At 68.6% G+C, this 11,646-nt stretch carries 14 protein-coding genes and 3 tRNA genes; 4 read left to right on the top strand and 13 right to left on the bottom strand.

Features of this window, described 5'->3' with window-relative positions; all coding sequences use genetic code 11:
- The first annotated feature begins 2 nt into the window (after positions 1-2).
- Both I6N91_RS07170 and I6N91_RS07165 read left to right on the top strand, forming a co-directional pair.
- Complete coding sequence (locus I6N91_RS07170; RefSeq protein ID WP_198811914.1) at positions 3-812, top strand: exodeoxyribonuclease III; 810 nt, start codon at positions 3-5, stop codon at positions 810-812.
- A complete protein-coding gene (locus tag I6N91_RS07165) occupies positions 809-1,663 on the top strand; it encodes a hypothetical protein (RefSeq protein WP_307843270.1) in 855 nt (284 codons plus the stop codon). Before I6N91_RS07170 ends, I6N91_RS07165 begins: the two co-directional genes overlap by 4 nt.
- A gap of 62 nt (positions 1,664-1,725) precedes the next feature.
- Here I6N91_RS07165 and I6N91_RS07160 read toward each other — a convergent pair whose 3' ends face one another.
- The 12 genes from I6N91_RS07160 to I6N91_RS07105 all read right to left on the bottom strand — a co-directional run bounded on the left by I6N91_RS07160 (position 1,726) and on the right by I6N91_RS07105 (position 9,180).
- A complete protein-coding gene (locus I6N91_RS07160; RefSeq protein WP_198811913.1) occupies positions 1,726-2,736 on the bottom strand; it encodes a LacI family DNA-binding transcriptional regulator in 1,011 nt (336 codons plus the stop codon).
- Between the two features lie 5 nt (positions 2,737-2,741).
- Positions 2,742-3,707 carry a carbohydrate ABC transporter permease gene (locus I6N91_RS07155; RefSeq protein ID WP_198811912.1) on the bottom strand — a complete coding sequence of 322 codons (966 nt, stop codon included), beginning with the start codon at positions 3,705-3,707 and terminating at the stop codon, positions 2,742-2,744.
- Positions 3,704-4,669, bottom strand: a complete 966-nt coding sequence (locus I6N91_RS07150; protein WP_198811911.1) for a carbohydrate ABC transporter permease — start codon at positions 4,667-4,669, stop codon at positions 3,704-3,706. The genes I6N91_RS07155 and I6N91_RS07150 overlap by 4 nt, the downstream gene beginning before the upstream one ends.
- Before the next feature lie 149 nt (positions 4,670-4,818).
- The gene (locus I6N91_RS07145) at positions 4,819-6,168 is read right to left on the bottom strand and encodes an ABC transporter substrate-binding protein (RefSeq protein ID WP_198811910.1); all 1,350 of its coding nucleotides are present in this window, start codon (positions 6,166-6,168) and stop codon (positions 4,819-4,821) included.
- Between the two features lie 217 nt (positions 6,169-6,385).
- Positions 6,386-6,988: a hypothetical protein gene (locus I6N91_RS07140; protein ID WP_198811909.1), complete on the bottom strand. Its 603-nt coding sequence runs from the start codon at positions 6,986-6,988 to the stop codon at positions 6,386-6,388.
- Positions 6,985-7,581: a DUF6286 domain-containing protein gene (locus I6N91_RS07135; RefSeq protein ID WP_198811908.1), complete on the bottom strand. Its 597-nt coding sequence runs from the start codon at positions 7,579-7,581 to the stop codon at positions 6,985-6,987. The genes I6N91_RS07140 and I6N91_RS07135 overlap by 4 nt, the downstream gene beginning before the upstream one ends.
- On the bottom strand, positions 7,578-7,967 hold the full coding sequence (locus I6N91_RS07130) for a hypothetical protein (RefSeq protein WP_198811907.1): 390 nt from the start codon (positions 7,965-7,967) through the stop codon (positions 7,578-7,580). The genes I6N91_RS07135 and I6N91_RS07130 overlap by 4 nt, the downstream gene beginning before the upstream one ends.
- The gene (locus tag I6N91_RS07125) at positions 7,964-8,155 is read right to left on the bottom strand and encodes a DUF2273 domain-containing protein (protein WP_133404402.1); all 192 of its coding nucleotides are present in this window, start codon (positions 8,153-8,155) and stop codon (positions 7,964-7,966) included. The genes I6N91_RS07130 and I6N91_RS07125 overlap by 4 nt, the downstream gene beginning before the upstream one ends.
- Positions 8,156-8,177: 22 nt before the next feature.
- The gene (locus I6N91_RS07120) at positions 8,178-8,624 is read right to left on the bottom strand and encodes an Asp23/Gls24 family envelope stress response protein (protein ID WP_198811906.1); all 447 of its coding nucleotides are present in this window, start codon (positions 8,622-8,624) and stop codon (positions 8,178-8,180) included.
- Positions 8,625-8,807: 183 nt separating this feature from the next.
- A tRNA-Phe gene (locus I6N91_RS07115) sits at positions 8,808-8,883 on the bottom strand.
- A gap of 61 nt (positions 8,884-8,944) precedes the next feature.
- Positions 8,945-9,018, bottom strand: a tRNA-Asp gene (locus I6N91_RS07110).
- Between the two features lie 89 nt (positions 9,019-9,107).
- Positions 9,108-9,180: transfer RNA gene (locus I6N91_RS07105), tRNA-Glu, on the bottom strand.
- Positions 9,181-9,326: 146 nt separating this feature from the next.
- Here I6N91_RS07105 and I6N91_RS07100 point away from each other — a divergent pair.
- Positions 9,327-9,686, top strand: a complete 360-nt coding sequence (locus I6N91_RS07100; protein WP_120165793.1) for a metallopeptidase family protein — start codon at positions 9,327-9,329, stop codon at positions 9,684-9,686.
- A 35-nt stretch (positions 9,687-9,721) separates the two neighbouring features.
- On the opposite strand, the gene I6N91_RS07095 is transcribed toward I6N91_RS07100, so the two are convergent.
- On the bottom strand, positions 9,722-10,741 hold the full coding sequence (locus tag I6N91_RS07095) for a universal stress protein (RefSeq protein WP_198811905.1): 1,020 nt from the start codon (positions 10,739-10,741) through the stop codon (positions 9,722-9,724).
- A gap of 256 nt (positions 10,742-10,997) precedes the next feature.
- Between I6N91_RS07095 and I6N91_RS07090 the strand changes: the two genes are divergently transcribed.
- Positions 10,998-11,630, top strand: coding sequence for an FAD-dependent monooxygenase (locus tag I6N91_RS07090; protein ID WP_307843269.1), 633 nt, complete (start codon positions 10,998-11,000; stop codon positions 11,628-11,630).
- Positions 11,631-11,646 lie beyond the last annotated feature (16 nt).

Genomic DNA, 11,646 nt, shown 5'->3' with positions numbered 1-11,646 from the left:
CCGTGAAGATCGCCACTTGGAACGTCAACTCCCTCCGTGCCCGCGCCGACCGTGTCGAGGCGTGGCTTGGCCGCTCCGACGTCGACGTCCTGGCCATCCAGGAGACCAAGTGCAAGGACGAGAACTTCCCGTGGGAGATGTTCGAGAACGCCGGCTACGAGGTAGCCCATTTCGGGCTGAGCCAGTGGAACGGCGTGGCCATCGCCTCGCGGGTGGGGCTCGACGACGTCGAACGCACCTTTCCGGGCCAGCCGGCCTTCGCCAAGCCCGGGATTGAGCCCGTCCAGGAGGCCCGTGCCATCGGCGCCACCTGCAACGGGATCCGCGTCTGGAGCCTGTACGTGCCCAACGGCCGCTCCCTCGACGACCCGCACATGCCCTACAAGCTTCAGTGGCTCGACGTGCTCCGCCAGCACGCGAAGGAGTGGGTCGCCGCCAACCCGGAGGCCCAGATCGCCCTCATGGGCGACTGGAACATCGCCCCGCAGGACGAGGACGTGTGGGACATCGACTTCTTCGTCAATGGCGGCCTCACCCATGTCAGCGCCCCGGAACGCAGCGCCTTCCAGGGGTTCCTCGACGCCGGTTTCGCCGATGTGGCCCGCCCGTTCACCCCCGGACCCGGCGTCTATACCTACTGGGACTACACGCAGCTGCGCTTCCCGAAGAAGGAGGGCATGAGGATCGACTTCGTCCTCGGCTCCCCCGCCCTCGCGGCGCGGGTCGCCAATGCCTCGATCGACCGGGAAGAACGCAAGGGCAAGGGCGCCTCGGACCACGCGCCCGTGATCGTGGAGCTCGACGGACAGTGACCCGCCGCCACCCCACCGGAATCGCCCGGCCTTTTCCGTACGTCTCCTTCCTGCGGGTGTACGAGCCCCTCGACGCGTTCGACGACGCCCAGCAGCTCGCCATCCTCGAACAGCGCTCGCGTGGACGCCGCATCACCGAGCAGCTCGACTACGAGCAGTCGCTGCGCCGGGTGACCCGCACGGTGTCCGACCCGTTCCCGCATCACGAACCCGACCTGGTCCGGGTCCTCCACTTCCCCGGAAACAGCGGCAGCACCACCCCCTACTACTGCCCGAACCAGCTCTCGGTGCGTACCACCCTCGCCGCCGAGTCCCTCGATGCGACCCTGCGGGGCCCGCTCGTCGACGTCCTCGTGCCCGAGGCGGCCCGCGAGGCCCAGCAGGCCCGGCTCGACCCGGACACCTTCGCGGACTCCGTGGCGAAGCTCCACACCCGCTCGGCCACCTGGGGCGTGCCCTTCGCCTGGTTCGTCCTCATCCACGAGGACGACCTGACGGAGGTCATCGAGGACAACGGCAGGGTGAGCACCGTCCGCATCTCGGCCCGGGTGCACGAGTGCATCGACCGCGCCCGGCACGCCATCGCGCAGCTCGCCATCGGCGCCCCGGAACTGGACCTGCTCGAGGAGCTGACCGAGCTCACGCAGTGGCTCGAGGTGTTCCGCCGGGACGCCATCGTGGAGATCGACTACGGTGCCGTCGCCGACCGGGTGTTCCCCGATGAGTCGCCGCACGATGTGCGGATCGGGATCGAAAGCCTCGCCGAGGCGGACATGACCGGGGCAGCCGCCTCCTACCGCAGGCTGGCCTCGCGCTGGATTCCGATCCGGCAGCTCGCGCGCGCGTCCTGACGCCACGAGCAGCCCCCTGACCGGCCCCGGTCGGCGGGCAGGACAGCCTGCGGCAGAACAAGCTAGCGCGGAACCGGCCCCGTGGAGCCGCGCACGATCAGCTGGTGGGGCTGGACCGGAATGACGTCGGCCGCGGGCTGGCCCTGGAGTTCGTCAAGCAGGATGCCCGCCGCGAAGTCACCCTGATCGACGGGACTCTGCCGGATGGTGGTCAGGCCCATGGGGTCGGAAAACTCGTGGTCGTCGATACCGATCACCGACAGCTCTCCCGGCACGTCGATGCCGAGTTCCACGGCCGCCCGCAGCACCCCGAAGGCCATCTCGTCGGAGGAGCAGAAGACCGCCGTCGGCCGGTTCCCGGGATCGGCAAGCATGTGCAGGGCCCCTGCGAGGCCTTCCTTGAACCGGAAGTCGCCGAAGACCTCCCACTCCGGATGGATGACGAGGCCGTGGTCGGCCATGGTGCGCCGGTAGGCCGTTTCGCGGATCAGCGGAACCTGGAAGTCGATGCCGATCGATCCCCCGCCGCGCAGGTGCCCGATGCGGGTGTGCCCCAGGCCGATGAGGTGTTCGACGGCGTCGCGGGCCGCGGCGCTGTCGTCGATCCCCACATGGCGCACCCCCTCGACCGCGCCGCCCACCACGATGGTGGGCGACTCGAGCTCCAGGAGGGAGGAGCGTTCGGAGTCGGTCAGTTCAAGGCACAACACCAGCAGCCCGTCGATGCGCTTGCGCAGGATGGAACGGTGGAACACCCGCCCCCGGTTGACGCCGGACCCGCCGAGGCTGAACAGCACCAGGTCGTAGCCCGCCGCCCGCAGCCGCCGGTCGACCCCCTCGAGGACGGCCGAGAAGTACCACCGTTCGATCTGCGGCAGCAGGACCCCCAGGGCCATGGTGCGCCCCGAGGCAAGCCCCGCTGCCGCCGACGACGGGACGTACCCGAGGTTCTGCGCCTCCTGCTCCACGCGGGAGCGGGTGCTTGGCGAGACCCCGGGCAGCCCCCGAAGGGCGCGCGATACCGTGGCGGTGGAGACCCCCAGCGACTTCGCGACATCTTCGATGCTCGTCATCGGAGTTACCCCTTGAGGCCACCCGCCAGCAGCCCACGGACGAAGTACCTCTGCAGCCCGAAGAAGACTGCCAGCGGAATGAGGATCGAGACGAACGCACCGGCCGTAAGCCGCTGCCACTCGCCGCCGCGGGAACCCTGGAGCTCGGCGAGCCGCTGGGTGATCGGCGCGACGTCGGCACCGCCGCCGGAGAAGACGAGCGCGACCAGCAGGTCGTTCCACAGCCATAGGAACTGGAAGATCCCGAAGGAGGCGAGCGCCGGTGTGGCCAGGGGGATGATGATCCGCCAGAAGATGGTGCTGTGCCCGGCGCCGTCGACCCGCGCCGCTTCGATCACCTCGCCGGGGATTTCGGCGATGAAGTTGTGGAGCAGGAAGATGGCCAGCGGGAGCCCGAAGATGGTGTGGGCGACCCAGAGCTGGGCGTACGTGCCGCTGGGGAACAACTGCATGTCCCCGATCTTCAGGACCTGGGTGAACAGCTGCAGCAGCGGGATCAGCGCCATCTGCAGCGGCACGATCTGCAGGGCGAAGACGAAGATGAACAGTCCGTCCTTGCCGCGGAATTTGCCCCACGCGAACATGTACGCCGCCATGGCGCCGATGACCAGGGTGAAGATGGTCCCGGGAATGACGATGGCGAGGGAGTTCACGAAGTAGGAGCCGAGGTTCGGCGACTGGCTTCCGCCCGGAGCCAGCACGTCCTCGTAGTTGGCGAGGGTGAACTGCCAGTCGGTGAAGACGTTCCACCAGCCATTGCCCTTGATGTTGTCCTCGGGGCGGAAGGATGAGACGAACAGGCCGAAGGTCGGAATCGTCCAGATGACGGCGATGATGACGGCGGCCGCCGTCGCGCCCCGGGAGGTCAGCCGCTGGCGGACCCGCCGCTGGATCGGCGGGCGTTCGCCCGGTTCAATGTCCTGGAGTTCCGGGAAGACCTTGTTGGTGTTCTCGGCGGGGATGGCGCTCATCGGATCTCCTTCTGCTGGCGGAGCAACCGCGCGTTGTAGACGACGACCGGCAGGACCATCAGGAACAGGACCAGCGCGAGGGCGGCACCGCGGCCGGGCTCGCCGGCGCGGAACGCCTGGGTGTACATCTCATTGGCGACGACCGAGGTTTCGTACTGCCCGGCCGTCATGGTGCGCACGATGTCGAACACCTTGAGGGTGCCGATGGTGATGGTGGTGACGACGACGATCAGGGAGCCGCGGATGGTGGGGATCGTGACGTTTCGGAACTGCTGCCACGCGCTGGCGCCGTCGAGGCGGGCGGCCTCGACGATTTCGGTGGGAATGCCCTTGATCGCGGCGGAGAGCACCACCATGGCGAACCCGGTCTGGATCCAGATCATGACGGCGATCAGGAAGAAGGTGTTCTCGGGGGCGTCGAGGAGGAACTGCTTGGGGGTCTGCCCGAACCAAACGAGGATCTGGTTGACCAGGCCGATCTGGTCCGCCTCTTCACCCTTGTAGGCGTAGACGAAGCGCCAGATGACGCCGGCACCCACGAAGGAGATGGCCATGGGCATGAACACCAGCGCCTTGAGTGCCTTCTCGCCACGGGCCTTGTCGATGAAGACCGCGTAGGCGAGGCCGATCGACGAGGCGAGCAGGGGCACCAGGACTACCCAGATGACGGTGTTGCGCAGGGTGATCAGGGCCTCGGGCTGGGTGAACATCCACACGAAGTTGTCCAGGCCGATGAACTCTCCGGCCGCGTTGGTGAACGAGAGGTAGGTCGTCTGGAGTGCCGGGTACACCAGCCCGACCGCGAGCAGGACGAGGGCCGGGGCGAGGAACCCGGCGATCTGGACCTTTTCCCGGGCCGATTTCGGTGCCCGGTCGACGATGAGCATGATCACGCCGATGATGGCGGCGAAGATGGCGAGAGCCACCACCACCTGTAAACCTTTTTCTGCTATATCTTCCACAGCCCAGCCTCCTTGGTGCGCCTGGTGGATGAAACGATGAACGGTCCGGGCGCGGGGCGTGCGCGCGTGCGCGGCAGCCTGCGCGGCGCCGGAGGGCACTAACGCCGCCGGCCCTCCCTGCGGGGGCCGGCGGCGTTAGATGCATCGAACTACGAGCTGGGCCAGCTGCTTTCGACCGAGTCGGTGACCTTCTTGGTCTCGTCGCCGTTGATCCAGTTCACGATGCCGCTCCAGAAGGAGTTGGCGCCGACGGCACCGGGCATGAGGTCGGAGGCGTCGAAGCGGAAGACCGTTTCGGGATCCTGGAGCAGCTCGATCGACTGGCGGTCGAGGTCCGATCCAGCGAGCTCGGGATCGAGTCCCTTGTTGGCGCTGATCGCACCGCCCTGCTCAACGCGGGCGTTGGCGAACTCGGCGCTCGCCATGTACGACTGCAGGGCAACGACCTCGGGCTTGTCCGAGTAGGCGCCGACCATTTCGCCGCCACCGGTGATGGCGGTGCCATCGGCGGGGTCAACGGGAGGGGTCATGAAGGCCCAGACGTCGCCGTCTTCGGCCACCTCGGTGCCTTCGGGCCAGTTGGCAGCCTGGAAGGAGGCCTGGTGGTGCATGGCGCAGGCGCCGTCGAGGACGGGCTGGCCGGCCTCGGCGAAGGCCGTCGACAGGATGGAGCGCGAGTCGCCGAAGCCGCCGTTGACGTAGTCGTCGTTCTTCAGGATCTCCCCGACCTTGTCGAAGGACTCGACGATCTTCGGGTCGTTGAACGGGATCTCGTGGGCGACCCACTGGTCGTAGACCTCGGGGCCGTGATCGCGGAGCACCGCGTCCTCGACCCAGTCGGTTCCCGGCCAGCCGGTGGCCTCGCCGGATTCGAAGCCGGCGCACCAGGGCTTCATTTCCTCTTCGTCGCTGGCGATCTTCTCGGTCAGCTCCATCATCTCGTCCCAGGTCTTGGGAACTTCCCAGCCCTTCTCTTCGAAGGTGGCCGGGACGTACCAGACGTAGCCCTTGATGTTTGCGAGCATGGGGGCGGCGTAGAAGGTTCCGTCGACCGTGCCGTACTTCTTCCAGTCCTCGGACCAGCCCTCATCAACGAGGTCGGAGACCTCCTGGGGTGCCGGCTTCAGGTTCTCCGCCTGGGCGGCGAGCAGGCCCGGCTGCGGGAAGATGGCGAGGTCCGGCGGATTGCCGGCCTTGGCGCGGACGCCGATCTGGGTTTCGAATTCCTTCGACCCTTCGTAGGCGACCTCGATGCCGGTGCATTCGGCGAAGTCGGCCCAGGAGTTTTCGAGCAGCTCTGCCTCGACGTCGACGATCGTGGAGTAGACGCTGACCTCGGTGCCTTCGTGGTCTCCGTAGGCTTCGTAGAGGGAGCAGTCGGCGTCTCCGCCGCCGCCGGCTTCACCGGATCCGCCGGATCCGCAGGCGGAGAGTGCGAGCGTCAGGACGCTCAGAGCCGCGAGCGGCGCCAGCGCTTTCTTGGTGCGAAACTGTGGCATTAAAGAGACTCCTTTGTCTGGCAGCCCGCATCGGTGTGCTCCGGGTCCACCATCGGACCCTGAAACCAACCGTGCCGCCGCCTCACCAGATTGATCTCCCGAGAGTAAGCGCTTACGTAAGGCCGCGGCAACTCAGGGTGGCCCCGGGCACCCCTTTGATGCCGAATCGTGACTCTCGTCACTCATATCCCAGGCGCACCAGCGCGGAGGGGCTGGCTCAGCTGACCCGGTCGGCGTGGGTGAAGCGCGCGCGGGCACCGGCGCTGATGCTGATCAGCACCGGCGCCCGGTGGCCCAGGACGACGTCGAGCGCCTCAACGAGCCCCGCGACCTCCTCCGCAACCCTTGCTGGAGCGGCTCCCTGCCGCGGATAGACCCGGATGCGCAGCGCGGAGGTGCCCCGGAACCGCCAGGTCGTCACGGCGGCGTTCACGAGGTCGCGCCGGTCCTGCAGCGCCACCTTGAGCGCCTGCTCCGCCGCAGCCGCGGTGATGGTGACCGTTCCGGCGGTCTCCCCGGGCTCCTGCCCGCGGTCCTGGATGAAGTCGCCGGTCCTCCCCCGTCCCTGCACGGCCAGCCAGATGATCATCAGCGTGGCCAGCAGCAGGAACACCAGGGCCAGCAGGATCCACAGCCAGTCCTCGCCGCCGCGCACCCCGAGCGAGCGGATTCCGGCGGCGGCGCTGGAGGAGACGGCCCGCCAGGTCCGGGCGGCCTCCGGGATCAGCGCCGCGGCCGCCGCGGCGGCCCCTGCGGCCATGAGCACCAGACCGAACAGCCCCAGCAGGATTCGGTTGAGTGCGCGGGGGGTCGAATTCACTGTCCGATCACCCCGCTCGGGGCGATAGCCACCTGAACGGTGGGGAACGGCTCGGCGACCGTGCCGCGGAGATCCTCCTCGACGGCCTGCCGCACCGCCTCGGCGTCCACCGGGAGACCGGAGGTCGGGCGCACGGAGACCTCGACCCGGCGCCGCCCCACGGTGACCAGGACCTGCTCGGGGCCGACGCCGGCGGCCAGGCGGGCGCGCCGGGCCAGTGTCGCGGCAAGGATCTCCGAATCGACCACCACGGCGGCCCTGGCGTTGGGCACCGCAAAGCGGGCCCGCCGGCCCGGAAGGACGGCCGCGAGGGCAAGGACCAGGCCCAGAACGAACACCAGCAGGCCGGCGGGCACCAGGACGGACGCGGGCACGAGGTCGGGCAGGCGGCCCAGCGCCGCGGCCACCCGGTCGAGGTCGATCAGGAACGGCGGGTCCCCGACCGCCTTCAGGACCGCTTCGAGGAACAGCAGGATGCAGGCGGCCGCGACGACGGTACCCGTGATGACCGAGGGGACGGCGCGGGAGGCATGGAGTTCCCGCCGAAGGGCATGCGCCGTCACCCCGTCGTTGGAACCGGTGATCCCGCTCATCGGACCCGGCCCTGCACCGAGGCCGTGCCAATGACCCGGATATCGACACGGCTGAGGCGGGTGCCGGTGAGGGTGGCCACCGTCGCCAGGATGCCGGCCTTCGCCTGCCGGGCCCGCTCGAGGACCGATCCGCCGGACGGCGCGGAAAGGGAAGGCTCCGCGGCCACGCGCGCCAGCGGCGGGATGGGCACGGGCAGTGACAGCTCAAGGGCGAGCAGGCCGACGTCGTCGGTGTACACCGCGCGGACCTGGGCCGCCTGGACCCCGAAATGCTCCGCGGCGGCGGCCCGTGCCGTACTGACGAGGGCCTGGGTGGTGATCCGGTTGTGCCCGGCGACCCGCGGGGAGGCCGCAGGCTCGGGCGTGCGGACCGCTGCGGTGCTCACGAAGACGATCGGCGCCCGGTGAGGGCATCCCGGACGCCGCGGAAATCGAGCTTGCCTTCGGCGCTGCGTCCCAGCAGCGCACCGGTCCCCATCAGCAGGGCCGTCAGCAGGAAGCCCCAGAATCCAAAGGCGAGGCCGGCGAAGGCGAGAACCGCCCCGGCCGCCATGCCGGTGACTGTCGGTGTCATGAAAAGTCCTTCGTTGGACGGGTCAGAGCTGGGAGGAACCGAGGGCTCGGGTTTTCTCGCTGGAGCGTACGTCGTTCAGCCCCGGCACGTGCACGTCGCAGACCTCGACGTTGACCTCGATCACCTCGAGGCCGACGAGGTCGCTGACGGCCTGGTACACGGCCACCCGGACGGCGTCGGCCAGCCGGTGCAGCGGGTAGCCGTACTCGGCGACGAGGCTGACATCGACCGCGACCTGGGTCTGGCCCACCTCCACGCGGACGCCCTGGACCGGCTCGGCAGCGCCGACGGCGTCGCGGAGCGCCCCCAGCGCCCGGCCCGCGCCGCCCCCAAGGGCGTAGACGCCCGGCACCGAGCGCGCCGCTACGGCGGCGATCCGGACGGCCGCCGGGTCGGCGATCACCGTCCGCCCGGGTGCCGCTCCCGGAGCGGTGGAAGGAAGAGGGGGTTCAGTGGGAAGCGGGTCCATGCGCGCGCACCTTTCGTCTCTGCCCAGCCTAAGCCCTTGTCCCGGTTGGAGGAGAGGACCTAAGGCCGCACCGGATTCTGCGTCGGCGGACGGGGCCGCGACGGCGGGTCAACCCGTCCTCGCGGGTTCCGGCTTAAACAAGAAAACCCCGGATTTCCGAAAAGGAAACCGCGGGGTATTCAGTGGTGGCTCCGACCGGCGTCGATCCGGTGACCTTTCGATTTTCAGTCGAACGCTCTACCAACTGAGCTACAGAGCCGTGCAATCATCTTCCGATGATCACCGCATCAAACCGGCACTGCTTTCGCCTGCCGCCTGAGCGACCCTGACGGGACTTGAACCCGCGACCTCCGCCGTGACAGGGCGGCGCGCTAACCAACTGCGCTACAGGGCCTTGCTATCTTGCACTTTCAATTTTGCAAGAGTTTCATCCTACCAGCATCTCTGCCGTGCGAATGACCACCGAAACCGGCGGATCCTGCGTACCCCCAACGGGATTCGAACCCGTGCCGCCGCCGTGAAAGGGCGGTGTCCTAGGCCGCTAGACGATGGGGGCCTTGACCACACTGGGCGAAAACCCCCCGCTGTGGACCTATAAAACTATAGGTCCTTACTCTGGAATTTCCAAAATGCAGCGACGCTGCGTTTCGTGCCGCCAAAACCGGCCCGCAGCGCGGATACAGTCGAAGCGTGCCTATCGACATGAGCCTTGCCGACTTCGAGGCGGCCGTGGATGACGCCATCGACTCAATTCCCGAGGACCTCGCCCGTGCCATGAACAATGTGGCGATCTTCGTCGTGGAGGAGTACGAGCCGGGCCCGGGCGACGAACCGGACCCGGACCTGCTGGGCCTGTACGAGGGGGTGCCCCTGACGGAACGTGACTCCTGGTGGGACGCCGGATCCCTGCCGGACCGCATCAGCATCTTCCGTCAGCCGCTGATGCGCATGTGCTCAACCCGGGAGGAACTCGTTGAGCAGATCCTTATCACCGTCATCCACGAGGTGGCCCACCACTTCGGCATCGACGACGACCGCCTGCACGAGCTCGGCTGGGGGTAGCCGGTCTCGACGCCGGGTTTCCGGGAGGGGGCCCCTCAGCCCACCGGCGGGATCATGGGCCCGAAGGAACTGCGGTCCAGCAGGCGCGGGTCCTCGCTGTCCGGAACCACCATCACCGGTCCCTTGGCGTGGTGCAGCACGCCCTGGCTGGTCGAGCCCATCAGCATGCCGGTGAATCCTCCGCGGCCGCGCGTGCCGACCACGAGCAGTTCGGCCGTGCGCGAGGCGTTGATGAGCACCTCGGCCGGCGGTCCGTCGAGCTGCTCCACGGTGATCTCCAGGCCCGGGAAGTGGCTCTGCAGCCAGTTCCGGCCCGCCTCGAGCTGGACGGTGATGTCCGCGTGAAGCGCCTCCCGGTCCAGGGGTGCCGGCACCCAGGCCAGCGAGCCGTTGAACGGGGGGATGGAGCAGATGACCCGCAGCGGGATGCCGCGGGAGACGGCCTCCTCGGCGGCCGCGAGCGACGCCCGCCGTGCCTGCTCGGAGCCGTCGACGCCGACGACGACGACCCTTTCGATCCCCGACGCCGGCGGGCCGGGCTCGCCCTTGGACCTGCCCACAAGCTGCGGCTGCCCGAAGCGCGGCGCGCATGAGAGCGGGACGATCACCGTTGGGCTCTTGGCGTGGGCCGGGAGGGCGCTGCTGACCGACCCCAGGAGCCGCCCGACGAAGCCTCCCCTGCCGCGGGAACCCACGACGACGAGGTCGGCCTCGGCCGAGAGGTCGAGGAGCACTCCGGCGGCGTCGCCGGTCTCGATCCGCGGGATGACCTCTAGTCCCCTGCCGGACAGGTGGGCCACCGCCTCATCGAGGACCGCGCGGGCCCCTTCGCGGATGACCGAGTCGTCAACCGTCGCGTAGCCGGCGTCCATGCTCGAGGCGGCGAAGACCGGCACGGTGTAGGCGGTCACCACGTACAGGGGCGACCGGCGCCGCTCGGCTTCCTGCGCTGCCCACAGCAGGGCGCAGACGCTTTGGTCGGAGCCGTCGACACCCACAACAATTCCGGATCGGACCGGCGCTTCGGCCGGATGATCGCCCTGCGAGGTACTCATGGCACGCCCCTTTGCTCACCGCCCGACCCCGACCCGGGGCCGGTTGTCAATATTTGTAGCCTACTCCGGCACCCTGGTCTATTCACGGTGCAAAAAGTTATATAGGCTTCGTGAAATCGAGACCCGGAGGTCCGCCGTTTGGCGTGCTTCTCCGCGCTTCGGTTCCCGTCCGACCCGTTCGCGGCCGGGAATCAGTACGGCCCGGAAGAGGCGCCGGGCCGTACTGTGCTCTTCTTCGAACCGGAGGTACTTCGTCGTGGATTTGCTGCCGCCGGACCCAGCGCATGCCCTGCCCGAGGCGTCCACGGCGGCAGAACTGACCACCACCGTCGTGATCGGCTCCGGGCTCCCGGGGCTGGCCGTCGCCAGCGAACTGAGCCGCCATGGCATCGATTCGATCGTCGTCGAAGGGCTCGACTGCCTCGACTCGGGACCGATGCGCACGGTGATGAGCGACTCCGTCTCCCTCTCGGAGAGGTCCGAACTGCTGCGCCTGCTCAGGGCCTATGCCTCGAGCCACTGCCTCGATGTCCGGAGCGCGACCCGCTGTGAGGAGCTCAGCATCATCGGGCACTCCACCGTGCTTCCGGCGCGGGTCCCCTCAAGCAAGAAGTGGGCCATCCAGACCGCCGACGGTGTGCTGCTGGCCGACCACGTGGTGCTGACCAAGTACCCCCAGAACCAGCTGCGCCGGTTCCTGCGCTCGCTTGGCATCGCCATCGGCGCCGACTTCCGCGCGGCCCTGGCCGCGATCGGCCTTCACCTCGTGGGCGTGGGCGAGGTCCTCACCCCAAGCACGCGGGAGATCGTGCGCCAGGCGAAGCTCGTCAGCGACACGATCGCCGCCTCCGGCGCGGCCGGCAGGGGCCCCATCGCCCGTCACGCCTAGGCGTTAGGGAACCGGG

The organism is Arthrobacter sp. MSA 4-2 (assembly GCF_016405885.1).
GTDB lineage: Bacteria > Actinomycetota > Actinomycetes > Actinomycetales > Micrococcaceae > Arthrobacter_D.
The sequence above is the reverse complement of the archived record's forward strand: the minus strand, read 5'-3'. Positions and strand labels throughout refer to the sequence as shown.

Excerpts from the sequence above, each read along its gene's own strand:
- I6N91_RS07160 (WP_198811913.1), bottom strand. The coding sequence starts at position 2,736 with ATGACGAGCATCGAAGATGTCGCGAAGTCGCTGGGGGTCTCCACCGCC.
- I6N91_RS07155 (WP_198811912.1), bottom strand. The coding sequence starts at position 3,707 with ATGAGCGCCATCCCCGCCGAGAACACCAACAAGGTCTTCCCGGAACTC.
- I6N91_RS07145 (WP_198811910.1), bottom strand. The coding sequence starts at position 6,168 with ATGCCACAGTTTCGCACCAAGAAAGCGCTGGCGCCGCTCGCGGCTCTG.
- I6N91_RS07135 (WP_198811908.1), bottom strand. The coding sequence starts at position 7,581 with ATGAGCGGGATCACCGGTTCCAACGACGGGGTGACGGCGCATGCCCTT.
- I6N91_RS07125 (WP_133404402.1), bottom strand. The coding sequence starts at position 8,155 with ATGACACCGACAGTCACCGGCATGGCGGCCGGGGCGGTTCTCGCCTTC.
- I6N91_RS07120 (WP_198811906.1), bottom strand. The coding sequence starts at position 8,624 with ATGGACCCGCTTCCCACTGAACCCCCTCTTCCTTCCACCGCTCCGGGA.
- I6N91_RS07100 (WP_120165793.1), top strand. The coding sequence starts at position 9,327 with ATGAGCCTTGCCGACTTCGAGGCGGCCGTGGATGACGCCATCGACTCA.
- I6N91_RS07095 (WP_198811905.1), bottom strand. The coding sequence starts at position 10,741 with ATGAGTACCTCGCAGGGCGATCATCCGGCCGAAGCGCCGGTCCGATCC.